Here is a 19,585-nt window from a genome sequence, read left to right as displayed (position 1 = left end):
CTTATGTTTTTGCGCCACGTTATTGTTTTCAGTTTTATCGCCCTGCTCGCCGGTTGCGCGGGCATAGGCAGCCGTGAATCCGTTGAAGGCCAGGGCAACCCGGCGCAATGGAAACAGCACAAAGAGCAGCTCAGCAGCATCGACGGCTGGCAGATCGATGGCAAGGTCGGGGTTCGCGCGCCGAAAGATTCCGGCAGCGGCACATTGTTCTGGCTGCAGCGCCAGGACTATTACGACATTCGCCTGTCAGGGCCGCTTGGCCGAGGCGCGGCGCGCCTGACCGGTCGACCCGGGCAAGTGAGCCTTGAAGTCGCGAACCAGGGGCGCTATGAAGCGACCACGCCGGAAGCCTTGCTGGAAGAACAGATGGGCTGGAAATTGCCGGTATCCCATCTGGTCTGGTGGGTGCGCGGGTTGCCCGCACCGGACAGCAAGAGCCGGCTGAGCCTCAACGGCGACAGTCGCCTGGCCACGCTGGAGCAGGATGGCTGGCAGGTTGAATACCTCAGCTACGTGCAACAGGGCGCCTACTGGCTGCCCGAGCGCATCAAACTGCATGGCACCGACCTTGACGTCACGCTGGTGATCAAGGAATGGCAACCGCGCAAGCTGGGGCAATAACGTGACCGCCACCACCTTGACCCTGCCCTCCCCGGCCAAACTCAATTTGATGCTGCACATTCTGGGTCGCCGTGAAGACGGCTACCACGAGCTGCAGACGCTGTTTCAGTTTCTCGACTACGGCGATGAGTTGACCTTCGCCATACGCGACGATGGCGCGATCAAATTGCACACCGAATTCGACGGCGTGCCCCACGACAGCAATCTGATTGTGAGAGCCGCGAAAAAACTTCAGGAGCAATCCGGTTGCGCGCTCGGCATCGACATCTGGATCGATAAAATTTTGCCTATGGGCGGCGGTATCGGTGGCGGCAGTTCAAATGCCGCGACCACGCTGCTCGGCCTGAATCACTTATGGCAACTGGGTTGGGACCTCGATCGCCTGGCCACGCTGGGCCTGACACTGGGCGCCGACGTCCCGGTTTTCGTGCGTGGGCACGCGGCTTTTGCCGAGGGCGTGGGCGAAAAACTCACCCCGGAATACCCCGAAGAGCCGTGGTATGTCGTGCTTGTTCCGCAAGTATCTGTAAGTACAGCAGAAATTTTTTCAGATCCACTGTTGACACGTAACTCTCCTCCCATTAAAGTGCGCCCCGTTCCCAAGGGAAACAGTCGAAATGACTGCTTACCGGTTGTAGCAAGGCGTTATCCAGAGGTACGTAACGCTTTGAATTTGTTAGGTAAATTTACCGAAGCAAAATTAACCGGAACTGGAAGTTGTGTGTTTGGGGGCTTCCCAAGCAAAGCTGAAGCTGATAAAGTCTCGGCCCTTCTTACAGAGACCCTTACAGGGTTTGTAGCAAAGGGAAGCAACGTTTCGATGTTGCATCGCAAGCTGCAAAGTCTGCTCTAAAAGGAACCGAGTACTGGGTACTCGTTGCAACAGATACAGGGGCGTCGCCAAGCGGTAAGGCAGCAGGTTTTGATCCTGCCATGCGTTGGTTCGAATCCAGCCGCCCCTGCCATTTTCTAATACTCATCCAGGTTACCCTCAGCCTCTAGGTACTGCGCGTGTCCAAGATGATGGTCTTTACGGGGAACGCCAACCCCGATCTGGCTCGACGTGTCGTACGTCAGCTGCATATCCCTCTCGGTGACATCTCTGTCGGTAAATTCTCCGACGGCGAAATTACAGCCGAGATCAATGAAAACGTCCGCGGTAAAGACGTCTTCATTATTCAGCCGACTTGCGCTCCGACCAACGATAACCTGATGGAACTCGTCGTGATGGCTGATGCCTTCCGCCGCTCCTCAGCGACTCGAATCACAGCTGTAATCCCTTACTTTGGTTATGCCCGTCAGGATCGCCGTCCGCGTTCCGCACGTGTGGCTATCAGCGCGAAAGTCGTCGCTGACATGCTGACCGTGGTAGGCATCGACCGTGTTCTCACGGTTGACCTGCACGCTGACCAAATCCAGGGGTTCTTCGATATTCCGGTAGATAACATCTACGGCTCCCCGGTATTGGTGGATGACATCGAAGATCAGCGCTTTGAAAACCTGATGATCGTGTCCCCGGACATTGGTGGCGTCGTGCGTGCACGGGCGGTTGCCAAATCCCTGGGCGTGGATCTCGGGATCATCGACAAACGCCGTGAAAAAGCTAATCACTCCGAAGTGATGCATATCATCGGTGATGTCGAAGGGCGTACCTGTATTCTGGTTGATGACATGGTCGACACCGCCGGCACCCTGTGCCACGCGGCCAAAGCCTTGAAAGAGCACGGTGCAGCAAAAGTCTTCGCCTACTGCACACACCCTGTGCTGTCGGGCCGAGCGATCGAGAACATCGAGAACTCCATGCTGGACGAACTGGTGGTGACTAACACCATCCCGTTGTCCGCAGCAGCTCAAGCCTGTTCGCGTATCCGTCAATTGGATATCGCACCGGTAGTTGCCGAAGCGGTTCGCCGCATCAGCAACGAAGAATCGATCAGCGCGATGTTCCGTTAAGGGTCAGCCCTTACGAAACACACACTGACGAAAAGCGCCCCGCCCCAGCATTCTGTTGGGGCGGGGCTTTTTTGCCCATATCGCCTTTAGCGCTGGTCGCAAACGCTGGGGCGAATGTGGTTATTTTGGAGATACAACATGAACGATTTTACTTTGAATGCTGAACTGCGTTCCGACCTGGGGAAAGGTGCGAGCCGCCGCCTGCGTCGTCTCGCAAGCCTGGTTCCAGCTGTAGTTTACGGTGGCGAAAAAGCCCCTGAATCCATCAGCATGCTGGCCAAAGAAATTGCCAAACTGCTCGAAAACGATGCGGCCTACAGCCACATCATCGAGCTGAACGTTGGCGGCAAGAAGCAGAACGTCATCATCAAGGCCCTGCAACGTCACCCAGCCAAAGGCCACGTGCTGCACGCTGACTTCGTACGCGTAGTAGCCGGTCAGAAACTGACCGCTATCGTGCCTGTGCACTTTGTTGGTGAAGAAGCTCCGGTCAAGAAAGGCGGCGAAGTTTCGCACGTTGTTGCCGAGATCGAAGTGACCTGCCTGCCGAAAGACCTGCCTGAGTTCATCGAAGTCGACCTGTCGGCTCTGGAAATCGGCGACATCGTTCACCTGTCCGACCTCAAAGCCCCTAAAGGCGTTGAGTTTGTTGCACTGGCTCACGGTGATGACAAAGCTGTTGCAAACGTTCACGCTCCACGCGTTGCACCAGAAGCTGAAGAAGGCGCTGCAGAGTAATTCACTCTGTATTGCCGGAGCTTGAGGAAACATCGCGGACCAGAACGTAGCGAGAAAGCGGGCGACAACGCGAAGTTTATCTCTGGATAAGTTAGCTCCTGTCGTCCACTTTCGCCGCACTGAGGTCTGGCGATGTTACCCACAACTCCAAAGGAAGGGCCCCTGTCGTGACTGCCATTAAACTGATCGTTGGCCTGGGAAATCCAGGCGCCGAATACGAACAGACCCGGCATAACGCGGGGGCCCTTTTTGTTGAGCGTATCGCCCACGCCCAAGGTGTGAGCCTTACGGCTGATCGCAAATATTTTGGCCTGACCGGGCGCTTCTCGCACCAGGGTCAGGATGTTCGTCTGCTGATTCCCACCACCTACATGAACCGCAGCGGCCAGGCTGTCGCGGCGCTTGCGGGCTTCTTCCGGATCAAACCCGAAGAAATCCTGGTGGCCCATGACGAACTGGACCTGCCACCCGGCGTTGCCAAACTCAAGTTAGGCGGCGGGCATGGCGGCCACAATGGCCTGCGCGACATCATTGCGCAGTTGGGCAATCAGAATAATTTTTACCGCCTGCGGCTCGGCATTGGCCACCCAGGCGTCGCCAGTATGGTTTCAAATTTCGTCCTGGGTCGTGCGCCACGCGCCGAACAGGAAAAACTCGATGCCAGCATCGACTTTGCCCTCGGCGTGCTGCCGGATATCTTCGCCGGTGAATGGAACCGTGCGATGAAAAACCTGCACAGCCAGAAGGCCTGACTCTTACCGAGGGGAAACACCATGGGATTCAATTGCGGCATCGTCGGCCTGCCCAACGTCGGCAAATCCACCCTGTTCAACGCCTTGACCAAGTCCGGTATTGCGGCGGAGAACTTCCCCTTCTGCACCATCGAACCCAACAGCGGCATTGTAGCCATGCCGGACCCGCGCCTGCAGGAACTGGCGGCTATCGTCAATCCGAAGCGCATCCTGCCGACTACGATGGAATTCGTCGACATCGCGGGCCTGGTGGCCGGCGCGTCGAAAGGTGAAGGTCTGGGCAACAAATTCCTGGCCAACATCCGTGAAACCGATGCCATCGCCCACGTGGTCCGCTGCTTTGAAGACGAGAACGTGATTCACGTTTCCAACAGCGTCGACCCGAAACGCGACATTGAGATCATCGATCTGGAACTGATCTTCGCCGACCTCGACAGCTGCGAAAAGCAACTGCAGAAAGTCGCGCGTAACGCCAAGGGCGGCGACAAAGATGCCGTGGTCCAGAAAGGCCTGCTGGAGCAACTGATCGCTCACTTCACCTTGGGCAAACCTGCGCGCAGCCTGATGAAGAGCATGAATGCCGACGAAAAAGCGGTGATCAAAGGCTTCCATCTGCTGACCACCAAGCCGGTCATGTACATCGCCAACGTTGCTGAAGACGGCTTCGAGAACAACCCGCTGCTCGATGTGGTCAAGGCTATTGCCGACGAAGAAGGCGCCATCGTTGTTCCGGTGTGCAACAAGATCGAAGCAGAAATTGCCGAACTGGATGACGGCGAAGAAAAAGACATGTTCCTCGAGGCTCTGGGCCTGGAAGAACCTGGCTTGAACCGTGTAATCCGTGCGGGCTACGAAATGCTCCACCTGCAGACTTACTTCACTGCCGGTGTCGAAGAAGTACGCGCATGGACCGTCAAAGTCGGTGCCACTGCACCACAGGCCGCCGGCGTGATCCACACCGACTTCGAAAAAGGCTTTATCCGCGCCGAAGTCATCGCCTATAACGACTTCATCCAGTACAAGGGTGAAGCCGGTACCAAGGAAGCGGGTAAATGGCGCCTGGAAGGCAAGGAATACATCGTCAAGGATGGCGACGTGATGCACTTCCGCTTCAACGTTTAAGCGTTACCTGCGGCGTACGTCGCAAACAAAGAGCCGATGCACTGCATCGGCTTTTTTGTGTCTGCTGTTTGGCATGTCGCAACCTGATATAAGCCTTAAGCCCTTTAACCCAATAAAACAAGCCTCATTTAATCCACTGGACTTTAAGTTTAATCCTACACATAAAACCCGCACTTTCCGACAATAACACTTGAACTAAACTCAGCGTAGCGCGCACTTAAAAATCCTGATATAGACCAAGACATTTTCCTACTTAAAGAACAGTGACACCCAGGATAAATTACGGTCTACTGCGCCCCCATTGAATACCCCGCGACTAACAGTGAAGTGATAGCAAAATGTCGGCTGCCTACCAAAAGGAAGATGAATTGGACGTCCCGTTCATTGAGGACGTGGATATTGAAAATACACTCAATACGACAGCCGCACTCAATGTCGACATCCTGCTATTAGGGGAAACCGGTACTGGCAAAGATACCTTGGCACAACGGATACATCGCCTGTCCGGCCGGCGTGGCAACTTCGTTGCAGTTAACTGCGCCGCCATCCCGGAAAGCCTTGCGGAGAGCCAGCTCTTCGGTGTCAACAGTGGCGCCTACACCGGCGCAGTGCAGTCGAGGGCAGGCTTTATCGAGACCGCGCACCTGGGCACGTTGTACCTGGATGAGATCGACAGCATGCCGCTGTCGCTGCAAGCCAAACTACTGCGTGTGCTGGAAGCCCGCGGTGTCGAACGCCTGGGGTCAACCCGCTTCATCCCTGTGAACATGCGCGTCATCGCCTCCGCCCAGCAGTCACTGCATGAGATGGTCGAACAAGGCACATTCCGGCGTGACCTGTATTTCCGCCTGAATGTCGTCAACATCAAGCTCTCGCCCCTGCGAGAGCGGCACGAGCGGATTGTGCCCTTGTTCCTCGACATGGTTCGACAGGAGGCCGACAACTTCAACTACGCCCCTCCTCTTGCCTCCAACGAGTTGCTGCAACAACTGTTATGTCACGCCTGGCTGGGCAATGTGCGCGAACTGCGCTCTACGGCCAAACGCTTTGTACTGGGGCTGCCACCGCTGTCAGTGACGTCGGTGCCGGCCCAGCAAATACCGTTGAACTTGAAAGACCGCTTACAACAAATAGAGAAAATACTGATTGAAGAGTCGCTGCGCCGTCATTCGCATAACGTAGAGGACGTGGCGGTTGAACTGCGTATCGCCAAACGCACGCTTTACTACCGGATGAAGCAATTGGATATAGCACTGAGTTAACGTCAGTGACTGCAACTCAAACGTACAATTTGAAATACCCACGGTGAAATATTTGGAACGCTTTTGTGGGGAGCGACCACACACGTTACAAGCCAGGCGCTTTCTAAGACGTCGTAAACACCGACAGTCAACTTGGCTTACCCTTGATATTTCTTACACTAACTGTGGAGACTTCAACATGAGCGGCATCAATAGCATTTCATCCTTCCTCTCCGCCCTCGGCGCTAACTTCGGTTCTGGTTCCACCGGAAACAACGAGGACCTGGAGCGGGAGCGCGACCAAATGCAACGTAAATCCTTCGTACGAAGCAACAAGGTTTACGAAACGAACGAAGCAAAAAAGAACGCTGAAGCCGTGCGATAACTCGCCAACCTCTCCTGCCCAACGGCAGGAGAGGCTACTTCCATCACTCGTGAAGGCCCTCTATGCGTGTAGACCGTAACCTCATGTCGGGTAACAACAACGCCCTGCCCCCTTCCACCCATTCTCAAGAGTCGACGCTCCCACGGGAAGATGTGAGTTTTTTCAGCTCACAACTGGAAGGTTCGGCACGCCGCGTCACTGCTTCATCAGCGTCCCCATCCTCAAACCTACTGGTCGATGCGTCCAATCAACTGATCAAGTCGACCACCGGCTTGACCAAGGGCCTGCGTGCCTACAGCACCGGGAACAAGGAAAAGGACAGCGCCAACTATGCCGGCAACCTTTCAGACACCATGCTGCTCACCCAGGTGCTGACCAAGAGCGTCGGTAAAACCGCCCAATTCCTCGAAAAAATCAGCAACCTGCAGTAGGTAAAAATGATCCGTCTCCTGACCCCGGGCTTCATGTTATCGCTGTTACTCATGCTGAGCGGCTGCGGTGAGAGTGTTGAATTACACCGCCAATTGTCCGAACAGGAAGCCAATGAGGTCATCGCGGAACTGGCGGACAAACACATACGCGCACAAAAAGTCCCGGCCAAAGAGGGCGTGACTGTTCGTGTCAGCGCCTCGGACATCAGCCGGGCGGTTCGTACGCTGGAAGCCGCCGGGCTGCCCAAGGTTGCACGGGTGACGATGGGGCAAACCTTTCGCAAGGAGGGCGTCATTTCCACCCCGCTGGAGGAACGAGCTCGTTATATCTATGCCTTGTCCCAGGAGCTCGAAGCCACCCTGTCGAATATCGACGGCGTTATCGTCGCACGCGTCCACGTCGTGCTACCCGAACGTGTCGCGCCAGGGGAACCGGTGCAGCCCGCCTCCGCGTCGGTGTTTATCAAACATGACCCCAGGCTTGAGCCCGATAATATTCGCGCCCGGGTTCGCCGTATGGTCGCCAGCAGTATCCCCGGCATGTCGACGGCAGTGGATAACTCACAAAAACTGACCGTGGTTTTTGTCCCGTCCACCGCCTATACGGAACAGCAGCGACTGGGCTATTTCGGGCCTTTCCTGCTCCCGGAAGGCGACGTTGCGTTCTGGCGCGTCTGCGTAGCGCTATTAGTGGTCGGTAGCGTGCTGGCAGTGGCCGGCGGACTGTTCTGGCGTAACCGAAAGCGCGCGCAGGCGACCCCCCATGGGGCAACGTTACCCGATGAGTGAACATCGCGCCTGGGCCCAATGGTGGGCCCTTCCCTGGGAAGCCTCACATGCAGATTGGCGTGTACTTGACCAGGACAGCGTGGACGCACTCCGTCGTGCCCAGCACGCGCGAATCAGCAAGCTGCTGGGTATCGCGCCCTGCCTGCCGCCGCCCCCTCACACCAGCGTACTTCGGCTGGCCCTCGCCTCAACCGAACAACTCAACCAGATGCTGGCTCTGCTGGGCAACACCTGTCATCGCCCTATCGACGGACCGGTAAGCGACATCCATCACCAATGGTGCCTGCGCCTCTCCAAAGCGCTAAGCCCTGAAGCCTTGTTGCAGCCCGACGACGATCCACTGCAGCTATTGCGTGCCTGGGTCTCCCCTGCCATCTGGCAACGGCTTCGCTTGCGTTTTTCACGCCCACGGGTGCAGCAAATGGAAGCCACATCTTACTCACTTGAAGACGCACACAGTCGGCTCGACACGCTCTGGCAAGCCATCGTCTGGCGAGTGACGACCACGAGCGACGAAGACTTCCTAAACTGAACAGAGCTGCCCCTCGATGCTATGCCGACGCAAAATTGACTTATACGACAGCTCCCCCGGCCAGGCACCTGTGTTGATTACCCAGGAAATGCTCAGGGAGAGTGCTCACGCCAGCCAAATGCTGGCGCGTGCCAAAGCCCAGGCCGATGAGGTGCTGAGCCAGGCAGCAAAACAGCGCGACGCCCTGCTTGAGCAAGCCCAGCTGGCATTCTGGCAACGGGCGAACGCCCAGCTCGAACAGTGGGAACACCAACGCCAAACCCTGTGCAACCACCTGGAGCGATACGCCACGTCGATCGCCGACCAGGCACTGTGTTGCCTGCTGGACGACATTCCCCCCGCGCAACGCCTCACCGCCCTGATCAAACGATTGATGGCCACACAGCTTCCCAGCGTCACCGCAACACTCCTGTGTCACCCGCAGGAGGTGGAGAGTCTGAAGCAATCTCTGGCCATGCTGGACATCACCCACTGGGCACTTCGCGCGGATAACAGGGTTAGGCTGCAGACACTGGTACTGGAAACAGACGAGGGCGACTTTCGTATCGATTGGGCCTCGATGCGCAAAATTTTACTCGTCACCGAAGAAGCATTTTCAAGTGACCTCCCTGGGTGAAACGTGGCAATCCTGTGGGCTCAAAAACGTTCATCCGCATGGAACTGGTGGCGATCTGCACACCACATAGCTGATACACATCACGAGTAAACGTCTATGGAATTCTACGCAAACCTGAAGAGCCAATTGTTGAGACGAAGCGACATTGAAAAAAATCGCGCGGAAACGGCGATAGCGGATCCCGACATAGACGACGCCGATGTCGACCTTTTCGAACTGGGCCTGCAGCAACGTAATGCCAAGTGGGCCTTTCACGAACAGATCCGTGCCCGGCACATGCTGCTCAAAACAGCGCTCGACGGCGTGCAGTAAGTTGAGCGCCCTGATCATCCACTGGGCGCAGGGTCGTGAAGACTCACTCAGCCTGTTTGAAGACGGCTACGCAATGACCCTGCAACGCCTGTCGGACACACTGCGATTGAGTGTCCAACTGACGCTGCACAGGCCCGATAACGCGCAACTGGAAACCTGGATGCGGCCAGGTGAACCCAGCCTGAACCACTTCCAGGGTGCCCTGGCGCAAGCGCCCGACACTGGCACGCTGTGGCTGGTTCAGTGCCTGCCGCTGCCGGATGATCTGGATGCAAGACACGTCTTGAGCTGCGTCGAAAACCTGCTCAACCAACGTGACGCCTGGCGCGCGATGGTCGCGCGCCAGCTTCGGCCGGCACTGCCGCCCCCTTCTTTGTCGCTACGCTCGCTGGCGCATTAATCAGAGAACTCTCCATGTACAACAAGCCCCACAAACGCCTAAGTTTGTGCGCCGACTCGTCTGCGTGCGCGACCAAAAGTAGTCACTGGCGCAGCCTGCTGCTGCTGCCCTGGTTGCTGGCGCCTCTGGAAAGCGCCGTGGCCGCCATTCCGCCCGAATGGAAAAACACCGCCTACGCCTATGAGGCGCAGCACAAGCCCCTGCGGGAAGTGCTGGAAGATTTCGCGCAAACCTTTGGTATCCAGCTACAGGTCGAAGGCCTGCTGGAAGGCCTGGTCAATGGCAAGATACGCGCCAACACCCCTCAATCATTGCTCGACAGGCTCAGCGTTGAGCACCGCTTTCAGTGGTACCTGTACAACAACACGCTGTACATCAGCACGCTGGACCAGCAAGAGTCGGCGCGACTGGAAGTCTCCTCCGAGACCCTCTCCGATCTCAAGCAAGCACTGACCGATATCGGCCTGCTCGATGCTCGCTTCGGCTGGGGCGAGCTGCCCGAAGACGGCGTGGTGCTGGTCTCCGGCCCCAGGCGCTATATCGAACAGATCAAACAATTCAGCAGCCAGCGCCGCGTGCCGGATGAAAAACAGAGCGTACTGAGTTATCCACTGAAGTTTGCCAACGCCACCGACCGCGTCGTGGATTATCGCGGTGAAAAACTGACCATCCCGGGCATCGCCACAATGTTGCGCGGGTTGCTGGAACCGCGCACGCCCTCCGCACTCTCGAGCGCGAGCCAGCCTCCCGGCGCCCAGCCGCAAAACGCTCTGGTGACGCCGAACGTGCCCCGGCTGAATAACCCGCTACTGGAGCAAATGCTCGGCACTTCAGCCAACACCGGGGAGTTGGCGACCGGCGCATCGCTCACCCCACGCACCTCACGTGCAACCAGTCGTATCCGTGTCGAGGCCGACGTGCGTAACAACGCGGTACTGATTTACGACCTGCCGGAGCGCCAGGCGATGTACCGCGAGTTGATCACCCAACTCGACGTGGCGCGCAAACTGGTGGAGATCGACGCAATCATCCTCGATATCGAGCGCACGCAGCTGAACGAATTCGGGGTCACCTGGGGCTTCCAAAACAGCCGTTTCCGTGGCGGCGCCAGCGTAGCGCCCGGCACCACCTCACAGCTGGCCATTGCCAACCGCGACAGTTTTATCGCTGCCGTACGCGCCCTGGAGGCCCGAGGCCTGGCGACCCTGGTCTCCAACCCGTCGGTGCTCACCCTGGAAAACCAGCCGGCGGTCATCGACTTCAACCGCACGCGGTTCCTGGAGGCGGGCACAGAGAACGCAACCATTTTGCCGGTCACCGTCGGCACCAGTTTTCAGGTAGTGCCGCGGGTCATCACCAGCCGCGGCAGCCATCAGATCCATTTGGTGGTGGATATTGAAGACGGCAATTTCGATGAGTCCAACCCCTCGATCAAAGACCTCGATGTACGCCGAGGCAAGGTCAGCACACAAGCGGTGATGGCAGAGAAACGCTCGTTGGTGGTCGGTGGGTTCCACGTTACGAACAACACAGACAAGCGAAACAAGGTGCCACTGCTGGGAGATATCCCGTTGCTGGGCAAGGCGTTGTTCTCCTCGACTGAGCGACTGAATAACCGCCGCGAACGCCTGTTCATCCTGACCCCACGGGTCATCGGCGATCAGGACGACCCCTCACGCTACTTGCCCCAAGAAGACCAGGCCGAATTGCAGGCCGCCCTCAAACCTTTGGCCCGCCGCCTTTCTCCTCACCAGCCGGAGATCAAGCGCAGCGACATCACCGGCACCCTGGCGCGTCTGGTCAGCGGGCAAGTGCCGGATGGCTTCAAGGCTGGGCCGATGCCTTTGGGGTTGAACACGTTGTGCACCACTCGCGATGTATTGGCACTCAACACCGAACGCAGCCAGTGGTACAGCGGCCCACAGTTCAACGTGGCGGTCGTGGTGCTGCGCAACCAGATCAAACGCAATGTGCGTATCGATGAAAATGAATGCAGCAACTCGCAGACCCTGGCGGTCAGTGTCTGGCCACGCGCCTGGCTCAAGCCGGGTGAGGAAGCCGAAGTGTTCATCGCCATGCGTCCCGTCGTGAAGGATGAACACATTGGCGTGACACGCCCTTCCCTCCTCACCCCAACCCAGAAGACCACACCATGAACCACGGACTCTTGTACGCCACCCTGATCGGTGCGGCACTGCTCGTCGCCGGCTGTACGCCCACCTGCAAAGGCGATTCCTGCACACGCCCGCAATCGAGTGCTGACACGCTGGTGGTCTGGTGGCCGCCGCAGATGCGCGTGGCCCCTGGCCCATCCGGCGAGCGCCCGGACTATCAGACAGTGTCTTTGGAACGATGAGTGCGATGGGCCTACCTGGCAATGACTTGGACCGCCAAACGTTCCTGGACCGCCTGGAGAGCGACGATGCCGCTCTCCAGGCGCTCAGCCCGGGAATCAAGCTGTGCACAGTGCAGGTCGGCGCACGCCAGGGGCTGAGCCTGCAAATCGCCGGCGAGGCGTTGCAGGCCGGGCAGTTGCAACGCGTATTGCAACGCCGTTTCGAACAGGCCGTCGCGTTCGAGGGCTGCTTTGCCTACCTCGATGGCCAACGCGCCCTGGTGATCTGGCATGCGCTGCCTGCGCAACGCACTGAACGTGAGGCAACGCTCAGCCGGATGCTCTCGCTGGCTAACCTTGAAGCGTTGGACGGCCGCATGACTCGCTGATCAGCGTTGCTCAAGCTCCGGCAACTCCAGGGTTTCACGCTTGGCGTCATCATCCAGCTCGCGCAAGGTCCGGTAGATAAGGGCCACCGCCTGCAACGTGTCGCGAGGAATGCTCGCCCCCAGCTTTTTCTCATACAGCGTCCGCGCCAACCACACACATTGGATCACCGGCACATCAGCGGCCTTGGCGCGGGCGATCAAGTGTCGCGCCTCGGCATCGGTGCCCTTGTCCACCAACAACGGCAGTGGGGTTGTACCGGGGCGGTAGTACAAGGCAACGGCAAAGTGCGTGGGGTTGATCACCAGCATGTCGGCTTCTTCGAGCTTGGGCAGCTTGACCTTCGGCTCCTCCTGAGCCAGTTGCTGCGCAAGCTGGCGCCGCTGGCCCTTGACGTGGGGGTCGCCCTCCATGTCCTTGTACTCCTTGACGACCTCAACCTGAGTCATGCGCATGCGCTGGGCAAAGAAATACTTTTGCAGTGTCAGGTCAATCAGCGCCAGCACCAGCAACAAGCCCAGGCACGCATGCAGCAAATGGCGAAACAGGGTGATAAGCGCCAGCAGGTAACTTTGCAGGTCACTGTTGGCGAGGTTGATCAATGCGCTCAATGACGGGCCGATCACCACGTACAGAATCAGGCCCAGCAGCACCGCCTTGACGATGCCCATCAACACATTCATCAGCGATTGTTTGGAGAACATTTGCTTGGCTTGTTTGAGCGGGTTGAGGCGATTGAAATCCAGCTTCAAGGTTTCCGGTGCAAACAGCAGCCCGAACTGCATCCAACTGCTGATCAACTTCACGGCAATCGCCACGCCGACCATCAACAGGGCGAAGGAGAAAAACACCCGCAAGGCGTCCAACAGCACTTCCTCAAGGGCGTGAACAAAAGGCTGGCCGATGCGCGACAGGGGCAACGCCATCAGTTGCTGAAAGCGCTGCAGACTGGTTTCGGCGGTGAATAACGCAATTTCACTGATGGCGGTCAGCACCAGCAATTTGCCGACATCCTGACTTTGGGCGACCTGGCCTTTCTTGCGCTGGTCGCGCAGTTTTTTGGCACTGGCGGGGTGCTTTTTCTCGCCTGAATCACTCATGGCGTCGCGACCTTGAACATCAAACCGAGGGAGTGCTTGAGGTCGCCCAGTAACACCATGCGCCCGACGATCAAGTCCTGCAGCAACGCAAAGTACAGGATCAAAACACCAATCCCCGCCAGGCATTTGACCGGTGGGGCCAGCGTACTCACCTGCAATTGGGGGCTGTAAAGCCCAAGCAAAGCGATGCCGAACTCAAGCAACAGCAACACCGCGATAAAGGGCGCCGCGTAGAGCATCATGTGCGTGAAGGTATCGCCCAGCAGCGCGATAAAAGTACCAAACCCATTAGGCCCTACCACCGGGAACCAGGCGGTCGGCGGCCAGATTTCGTAGCTGTCCCAAATCACTTGGGTCAGCGCCCCGAGGCCCAGGGTGGCCATCAATAGAAAAATTGCCAGTTCCTTGAACAGGTGGCCGACGGGCGTAGCGTCCGGGCCAAGCGAGGGGTTCAACTGGCCACCGGCCAAGGCACCCCGCTGGTTATCCAACAGCGCCCCTACGGCCTCAAACATCCAGAACGGCATCGACAGCAACACGCCCAGCAAAAAACCCAGCATCGCCTCCTTGAGCACCAGCCCGGCGAGCAGCAGTGCCGAGTAGTCACTACCCGTCAACGCGGCGTGGATACCGGGTGCGGGAAGCAGCGCCATGACCATCACGATCGTGTGCCGGGGCATACCGCGGATGTGCTGAAAACAAAACGCCGCCACCAGGAACGCGCAGGGGTAAATGCGCGCCATGCCAATCAGCAGGCTGGGCAGGAACTCAAGGTATAGCAACACAGGCAATGCCTCAGTTGAGCGCCGAGCGGGCGATCATGTCGAAGGTGAGGTTGATCAACTGGATCAATTCCACGCCAATCCAACGGCCCGTCACAGCCAGCGTGATACCCACCGCCACCAGCTTGATGCCAAACGGCAACGTCTGATCCTGGATCTGCATCAGGGCCTGCACCAGCGAAGTCAGTACGCCAACGACCACCGCCACGATCAGCGGCGGGGCCGACAACACGACCACCAGCAGCATGCCCTGCTTGAACAGCACGATCGGTTCCATAGAGGGCTCAGAGGTAAGAAAGGAAAAGGCTGTCGAGCAACCGCGACCATCCGGAGACGAGCACAAACAACAGCAATTTGAGCGGCAGGGAAATGGTCATGGGCGAGACCATTTGCATGCCCAATGCCAGGAGCAGGTTGGAGACAATCAGGTCGATCACGATGAACGGGATATAGATTAAAAACCCGATCTCGAACCCCGCCTGCAACTGCGACAGCACAAATGCCGGCACCAGCAGGATCAAGTCCTCGCGCTGGACGTCCTGCGCCATCTGCGCCGGCCACATGCGCGCGGTGTTTTCCAGCAAGTGCGTGAGCACATCCGGGTCAACGTTGCGCAGCATGAATGCCCGCAACGGCTTAACCGCTTCAAGCCCGGTCTGCTGCAGCGTCTGCACGTTGCTCAGGTTCAACGGTGTGACCTTGACGGCCTCGGCGATCTCATACCCCACCGGCGCCATGATAAAAAGCGTTGCGGCCAACGCGATGCCGTTGATAGCCATGCTCGGCGGCACTTGCTGCACACCGATGGCGTTGCGCGTGATCATCAGCACGATCACGATCTTCAAAAACGCCGTGCACACGATCAACAACATCGGCATCAACGACAATGCCGCAAGAAACAGCGCGAGTACGAGAGGGTCTACCCCCTGAAAGCTCATCGGGACACCATCACTCGCGTTAGTTGCAGACCGAGCCGCCCGTCCACTTCGACCAACTGGCCCTGGCCGATAGGCCGGTCGCCGTAATAGAGCCCGGCCATGCCCGGTGCATACCCGCAGAGCCCCAACACCGCGCCGGGAGCCAGATTGCGCAACTCGCCGAGGGTCAGGTTCAGCGTCCCGCAGCGCACGTTCAGGGCCATGCTCAATTCATCGAACGGCTCGTTGCCGAAGACATCCTCCACCGGCGTGTCGTCCTCCTGCCCAAGGTAGTGCTGCGCTGCAAAATCCTCGTCCACAAACATGTCCTCAATAGAAGTTAGGGTCAGGCACAAGGGCCCGGACTCATCATCAATACGCCCATGCAGGCGTTGCCTGCCGACCTGCACGTAGCCGTCGCCCTGGGCTTGAAAAAAACCCTGCTCAAGCAACACCACATCGCCCGCGCGCAGGCTGCTGACTTGGGTAATGGGCAACTGCAGGCGCCCCAGTAGCACCGCGACAGCCACTTGAAACGACGCCGGTAGCGGCTGGGCGACAGGCTGCCAGGGCCCCGCTTCGCACACGGCGAGAAAACTCTCCGGGGCCAGCCACAGATAGCCCACGACCCTGGACGCGCCCAAGGTCACCGTGAGGCGGCAACCAAAGTCCGAAGGGGCCTCACTCACGCGCAAGCGCAGGTAACCCAACAACCCGCGTACCTGGGTGCTGAGGTGGTGCTGGAACAGCTCCCAAAACCATGAATCCGGATCGTTACCCGACTGCGCCAGCGTCACCGGGCACTCGCCCATCAGGCTGAACAACGGCCCGGGCTCACCGAACGCCAGCACCCCGCAGGCTGTCTCGAAGCACAACGGCTGGATGCCCGCCGGCGCCGGCCCGGGCTCAAGCAGCAGCTCACCGCTCTGCTCGGCAACCTGAAACGGCATACGCAAGCCATGCCCCATCCGACGCCGTGCAGCCACCGCGTCAGCCATGACCGTGGGCAGGTTCAGCAACGCGGCCATCATGCCGGGCCCACACTGGCCAGGCTCAAGCTCACCGGCACGCCCACGCTCTGCTCAAGGCCATCCTGAAAGCGTTGCCGTACGCCGCCCAGCCAGTGCGCGGTGGAGGCTTCCTCCGCCGCCAGTTCAATGCTCCACGCGCCCGGCTCACGGCGCACACTCGCGTTGATCCGCCCCAGGCGCGGCAAGTACAGGACCGCCACCAGCGGCCACTGCGAGGCGCCCACAACACGCGGCGCCAATTGTTCGGTCAACGCTTCGATCATCGCCACCTGGGTGCAAGCCTTGCGCCCCGCCAGCGAAGCGCCGCCACCGCTCCCGTCACCGCCATGGTCAAACAGCTGGGTAAACAGGCGGACCTGTTCCCACGGCACCACCAGGGCATTACCCGGCGCGAGGTCGTTGCGGGGGGCGCGCGGGCGTGGGCGTTTGGGCGGGCTGGTAGACACCTTGGTCATGTCGGCTCCTGAGCCAGCAAAATGGACAATTCCTGAAGTTTTTCGACTTGGCGCAGGCTTAAGGTCACCTGCTTCTGGGCACTGCCGATTTCAATTTCCTGCCGCTCCCGCTGGCCTTGCAGTTCATGCAATTGGCCTTCCTCGCGCCGGGTGCTGGCGGACAATGTCTGCTCCTGGGCGCTCCAGGCTTTCAGTGCCTGAAAGGTCAGCACCTGCCCTTGGTGCTCGCTAAGCATTTGCGCACTTTGCGCAGCCTCATCCAGACGGGTTTGTTCAAGGGTGTCCTTTGCCTGGCGGATGTTTGCCAACAAGGCCTGCTGGGTTCTTTTCGCCTCACGCAACGCGCGTTCGGCACGGTCTGCGCGGTGCCTGCGCAAACGTCGCAGGGTCTCGATTTCGCCGAGCATCGGGTCAGCAGGGTGCGAATCAGAATGGGACATACGCGGTCAGCTCCGTCAGTTGCTCCAGGGTCATCGCCACAGGCGTGGGCTCACGCAAGTCCTGACGCAAAAAACCATCGACGGCCTGGCGGCTGTCCACCGCCATGTCGGTCAGTGCATCGCTGCCTGGCTGGTACTCACCCAACTTGAGCATCAGTTCGATCTGCTGATACGCCGACAACAGACGCCGCAACGCCGTACCGGCTTGAATGTGCCCAGGCTCAGCAACGTTGCTGAGTATTCGTGAAAGGCTGGCCAGCACATCGACTGCCGGATAATGGCCGCGCTCAGCCAGCTTGCGTGACAGCACAATATGGCCGTCCAGCAGCGAACGAACCTCGTCCGCCACCGGGTCGCTCATGGAGTCCTGCTCGATCAGCACCGTGTAGATCGCCGTGATCACGCCGTCGCGGGTCAGCCCGGCGCGCTCGACCAGACGTGGCAGCAGGCTGTAGACCGAAGGCGGCAAACCACCACGGCCCAGCGGCTCACCCGCGGCCAAACCGATTTCGCGCTGGGCCCGGGCAAAACGCGTCAAGGAGTCGATCAACAGCAGCACACGCTTGCCCTTGCGCCGAAACCCTTCGGCCAGCGCCGTCGCCGTAAAGGCGGCCCGGGCGCGCTCCATACTGGAACGGTCGGACGTGGCGCAGACCAGCACCGCCTTGGCCCGCAACGCGTCGTCCAACTCATGATCGAGAAACTCGCGCAGCTCGCGGCCCCGTTCGCCGATCAAACCGAACACAATCACATCGCAATCCACGTTGCGCGCGATTTCGGCCAACAAGGTCGTCTTGCCGCACCCCGCACCCGCAAACAAACCAACGCGCTGGCCCTCGCCCAAGGTCAGCAACCCATCGATCGAGCGCACGCCGGTGGCCAACGCCCGGTTGATGCGTGGGCGCTCCGTGGGCAACGGCGCCTCACACAACACCGGGCTCGCATCACCGCTGGCGGTTTCGACAAACGCACTGGGCCCCTCGCCCGCAATCGGCCGACCAAAACCATCCAACACCTGGCCCAGCAAGTCATCACCGACGCGTACCCGGTGCGGCACGCCCAGACGCTCCACGCCGGCGCCCACCCGTACACCTTCGAGATTACCGAGGGCACTGAGCACCGCGTCCTGCTGATCAAAACCGATGATTTCGGCGAGCATGTCGTCACCCAGTGACTTCTCGACCCGGCACAAATCGCCGATGCGCGCCTCGGGCAACCGGCACTGCAACAGCATGCCGTTGACGCGTTGGATGCGACCGCGCTGGATGACGGGCGCAAAGCGCGTCAATGCCTGGGACTGACGCTGCTGCCAGGCGTCCAGACGCTCTTGCAGGCTATCGTTCACCAGCGCACCTCATAACGTTGTGCTCCATCGAAAACCACCTTGTTGTTATCAATCAGCACCAAGCGCAACCCGTCCACTTCGTCACCCACAAAGAGGCGCTCGCCTTGCTCCAGGACCACATGGCCGTTGGGCCCGCCAACGATCTGCAAAATCTTGAAAGGCAGCGTGCCGTCGCTGACCCGCACACGGCTCAACACCGGCACGGCGGTATCAAACTGCTCGCCAAACCGGCTGAGCATGCGGGTCACCAATTCCACGTCGTCCTGGGCGACTTCGCCGTCCAGCACAATCTGGCCATTGATCACCAGCAAGTTGACCTTCGGGCCCAATTCACGCTCGCTGAGCATTTTCAGCAGTTGCTGACGCACCTCGAAAGGCGAGGCAAGCTCACGTTTTTGCTCCAGCGCCGGCATCAATGACGCCTGTGCATCGCGGTCTCCCGTGGAGGCGATACCGACCGCCACGAAGATCACGGCAAGCACCAGCACCAGGCTGATCAAGTGCTTCTGCCGCGACGGCGAGAGGGAAGACAACGTCAGCGTCAACGCGGCCTCGTGATCGGGCGCCACGGGTACAGGCTGGGGGGCAGCCGCCTGGGGCCAGGGATGGTCGGCCGGCGTGACACACAAACGAATGGTGCCCATTGAAAAAGCGCTGCCGAGTGCAAGGTTGGCGATCTGCGCCTGGACCAGGCCATCGGGCCCTTGAAGCAGCCCCGCTTCTGCCTGCACCGACCAACGTGAACCGACCAGCCGCAACCGTGCGTGATACTCGGCAATCCCGGCATCGTTGAGCAAAAGGTCGGCGTCGGCATGCGCACCGATACTCCATTGCTCACCGAACAAGGGCAGCGCGGCGCCCTGATGCAAACCATCCAACACACGCAGCTCGAACATCATCG

The 19,585-nt window shown here is 59.1% G+C and carries 26 protein-coding genes and 1 tRNA gene; 18 read left to right on the top strand and 9 right to left on the bottom strand.

The window, feature by feature from the left end; genetic code table 11:
- The first annotated feature begins 3 nt into the window (after positions 1 to 3).
- From lolB to A7D21_RS13715, 18 genes are all read left to right on the top strand, one after another.
- The gene (lolB, locus tag A7D21_RS13800) at positions 4 to 621 is read left to right on the top strand and encodes a lipoprotein insertase outer membrane protein LolB (protein ID WP_053254260.1); all 618 of its coding nucleotides are present in this window, start codon (positions 4 to 6) and stop codon (positions 619 to 621) included.
- Between the two features lie 49 nt (positions 622 to 670).
- Entirely contained in the window at positions 671 to 1,474 is an 804-nt protein-coding gene (gene ispE, locus A7D21_RS13795; RefSeq protein ID WP_207201168.1) for a 4-(cytidine 5'-diphospho)-2-C-methyl-D-erythritol kinase, read from the top strand.
- A gap of 37 nt (positions 1,475 to 1,511) precedes the next feature.
- Positions 1,512 to 1,586 (top strand) — tRNA-Gln (locus A7D21_RS13790).
- Positions 1,587 to 1,632: 46 nt separating this feature from the next.
- Positions 1,633 to 2,574, top strand: coding sequence for a ribose-phosphate pyrophosphokinase (locus A7D21_RS13785; RefSeq protein ID WP_003208392.1), 942 nt, complete (start codon positions 1,633 to 1,635; stop codon positions 2,572 to 2,574).
- 138 nt (positions 2,575 to 2,712) lie between these two features.
- The gene (locus tag A7D21_RS13780; RefSeq protein WP_053254258.1) at positions 2,713 to 3,312 is read left to right on the top strand and encodes a 50S ribosomal protein L25/general stress protein Ctc; all 600 of its coding nucleotides are present in this window, start codon (positions 2,713 to 2,715) and stop codon (positions 3,310 to 3,312) included.
- 167 nt (positions 3,313 to 3,479) lie between these two features.
- Positions 3,480 to 4,064, top strand: a complete 585-nt coding sequence (gene pth, locus A7D21_RS13775) for an aminoacyl-tRNA hydrolase (RefSeq protein WP_053254257.1) — start codon at positions 3,480 to 3,482, stop codon at positions 4,062 to 4,064.
- Positions 4,065 to 4,085: 21 nt separating this feature from the next.
- Positions 4,086 to 5,186, top strand: coding sequence for a redox-regulated ATPase YchF (gene ychF, locus A7D21_RS13770; RefSeq protein WP_053254256.1), 1,101 nt, complete (start codon positions 4,086 to 4,088; stop codon positions 5,184 to 5,186).
- A 338-nt stretch (positions 5,187 to 5,524) separates the two neighbouring features.
- Positions 5,525 to 6,448, top strand: coding sequence for a sigma 54-interacting transcriptional regulator (locus A7D21_RS13765; protein ID WP_053254255.1), 924 nt, complete (start codon positions 5,525 to 5,527; stop codon positions 6,446 to 6,448).
- A 178-nt stretch (positions 6,449 to 6,626) separates the two neighbouring features.
- Complete coding sequence (locus A7D21_RS13760; protein ID WP_053254254.1) at positions 6,627 to 6,812, top strand: hypothetical protein; 186 nt, start codon at positions 6,627 to 6,629, stop codon at positions 6,810 to 6,812.
- A gap of 62 nt (positions 6,813 to 6,874) precedes the next feature.
- Positions 6,875 to 7,243 carry a hypothetical protein gene (locus tag A7D21_RS36210; RefSeq protein WP_232005447.1) on the top strand — a complete coding sequence of 123 codons (369 nt, stop codon included), beginning with the start codon at positions 6,875 to 6,877 and terminating at the stop codon, positions 7,241 to 7,243.
- Positions 7,244 to 7,249: 6 nt separating this feature from the next.
- Positions 7,250 to 8,032: a type III secretion system inner membrane ring lipoprotein SctJ gene (sctJ, locus tag A7D21_RS13750; RefSeq protein WP_069551945.1), complete on the top strand. Its 783-nt coding sequence runs from the start codon at positions 7,250 to 7,252 to the stop codon at positions 8,030 to 8,032.
- On the top strand, positions 8,007 to 8,564 hold the full coding sequence (locus A7D21_RS13745; protein ID WP_232005446.1) for a type III secretion protein: 558 nt from the start codon (positions 8,007 to 8,009) through the stop codon (positions 8,562 to 8,564). The genes sctJ and A7D21_RS13745 overlap by 26 nt, the downstream gene beginning before the upstream one ends.
- A gap of 16 nt (positions 8,565 to 8,580) precedes the next feature.
- Positions 8,581 to 9,180, top strand: a complete 600-nt coding sequence (sctL, locus tag A7D21_RS13740; RefSeq protein WP_069551944.1) for a type III secretion system stator protein SctL — start codon at positions 8,581 to 8,583, stop codon at positions 9,178 to 9,180.
- Positions 9,181 to 9,276: 96 nt separating this feature from the next.
- Complete coding sequence (locus A7D21_RS13735) at positions 9,277 to 9,492, top strand: hypothetical protein (protein WP_053254251.1); 216 nt, start codon at positions 9,277 to 9,279, stop codon at positions 9,490 to 9,492.
- Position 9,493: 1 nt separating this feature from the next.
- Positions 9,494 to 9,892, top strand: a complete 399-nt coding sequence (locus A7D21_RS13730; RefSeq protein WP_053254250.1) for a hypothetical protein — start codon at positions 9,494 to 9,496, stop codon at positions 9,890 to 9,892.
- Between the two features lie 14 nt (positions 9,893 to 9,906).
- On the top strand, positions 9,907 to 12,048 hold the full coding sequence (sctC, locus tag A7D21_RS13725; RefSeq protein WP_069551943.1) for a type III secretion system outer membrane ring subunit SctC: 2,142 nt from the start codon (positions 9,907 to 9,909) through the stop codon (positions 12,046 to 12,048).
- On the top strand, positions 12,045 to 12,248 hold the full coding sequence (gene hrpT / locus A7D21_RS13720; protein ID WP_053254248.1) for an HrpT family type III secretion system protein: 204 nt from the start codon (positions 12,045 to 12,047) through the stop codon (positions 12,246 to 12,248). The genes sctC and hrpT overlap by 4 nt, the downstream gene beginning before the upstream one ends.
- A complete protein-coding gene (locus tag A7D21_RS13715) occupies positions 12,245 to 12,616 on the top strand; it encodes a hypothetical protein (protein ID WP_053254247.1) in 372 nt (123 codons plus the stop codon). Before hrpT ends, A7D21_RS13715 begins: the two co-directional genes overlap by 4 nt.
- Here A7D21_RS13715 and sctU read toward each other — a convergent pair whose 3' ends face one another.
- The 9 genes from sctU to A7D21_RS13670 are packed head-to-tail and all read right to left on the bottom strand — an operon-like array spanning position 12,617 to position 19,580.
- Entirely contained in the window at positions 12,617 to 13,714 is a 1,098-nt protein-coding gene (gene sctU, locus A7D21_RS13710; protein WP_069551942.1) for a type III secretion system export apparatus subunit SctU, read from the bottom strand.
- Positions 13,711 to 14,499, bottom strand: a complete 789-nt coding sequence (gene sctT, locus A7D21_RS13705) for a type III secretion system export apparatus subunit SctT (RefSeq protein ID WP_053254245.1) — start codon at positions 14,497 to 14,499, stop codon at positions 13,711 to 13,713. The genes sctU and sctT overlap by 4 nt, the downstream gene beginning before the upstream one ends.
- Before the next feature lie 10 nt (positions 14,500 to 14,509).
- On the bottom strand, positions 14,510 to 14,773 hold the full coding sequence (sctS, locus tag A7D21_RS13700) for a type III secretion system export apparatus subunit SctS (protein WP_053254244.1): 264 nt from the start codon (positions 14,771 to 14,773) through the stop codon (positions 14,510 to 14,512).
- Positions 14,774 to 14,780: 7 nt separating this feature from the next.
- Entirely contained in the window at positions 14,781 to 15,434 is a 654-nt protein-coding gene (gene sctR / locus A7D21_RS13695) for a type III secretion system export apparatus subunit SctR (RefSeq protein ID WP_053254243.1), read from the bottom strand.
- Positions 15,431 to 16,444 (bottom strand): FliM/FliN family flagellar motor switch protein, encoded by a 1,014-nt coding sequence (locus A7D21_RS13690; protein ID WP_069551941.1) that lies wholly within the window; start codon positions 16,442 to 16,444, stop codon positions 15,431 to 15,433. The genes sctR and A7D21_RS13690 overlap by 4 nt, the downstream gene beginning before the upstream one ends.
- On the bottom strand, positions 16,441 to 16,899 hold the full coding sequence (locus A7D21_RS13685) for a type III secretion system HrpP C-terminal domain-containing protein (RefSeq protein WP_053254241.1): 459 nt from the start codon (positions 16,897 to 16,899) through the stop codon (positions 16,441 to 16,443). The genes A7D21_RS13690 and A7D21_RS13685 overlap by 4 nt, the downstream gene beginning before the upstream one ends.
- Positions 16,896 to 17,339, bottom strand: coding sequence for a YscO family type III secretion system apparatus protein (locus A7D21_RS13680; RefSeq protein WP_053254240.1), 444 nt, complete (start codon positions 17,337 to 17,339; stop codon positions 16,896 to 16,898). The genes A7D21_RS13685 and A7D21_RS13680 overlap by 4 nt, the downstream gene beginning before the upstream one ends.
- Complete coding sequence (locus tag A7D21_RS13675; protein ID WP_053254239.1) at positions 17,326 to 18,684, bottom strand: FliI/YscN family ATPase; 1,359 nt, start codon at positions 18,682 to 18,684, stop codon at positions 17,326 to 17,328. The genes A7D21_RS13680 and A7D21_RS13675 overlap by 14 nt, the downstream gene beginning before the upstream one ends.
- Positions 18,681 to 19,580 carry an FHA domain-containing protein gene (locus tag A7D21_RS13670; protein WP_069551958.1) on the bottom strand — a complete coding sequence of 300 codons (900 nt, stop codon included), beginning with the start codon at positions 19,578 to 19,580 and terminating at the stop codon, positions 18,681 to 18,683. Before A7D21_RS13670 ends, A7D21_RS13675 begins: the two co-directional genes overlap by 4 nt.
- Positions 19,581 to 19,585 lie beyond the last annotated feature (5 nt).

It is taken from the genome of Pseudomonas sp. AP19, assembly GCF_001728855.1.
GTDB classification, from domain to species: domain Bacteria; phylum Pseudomonadota; class Gammaproteobacteria; order Pseudomonadales; family Pseudomonadaceae; genus Aquipseudomonas; species Aquipseudomonas fluorescens.
This window is presented reverse-complemented; position numbering and strand designations above follow the sequence as displayed.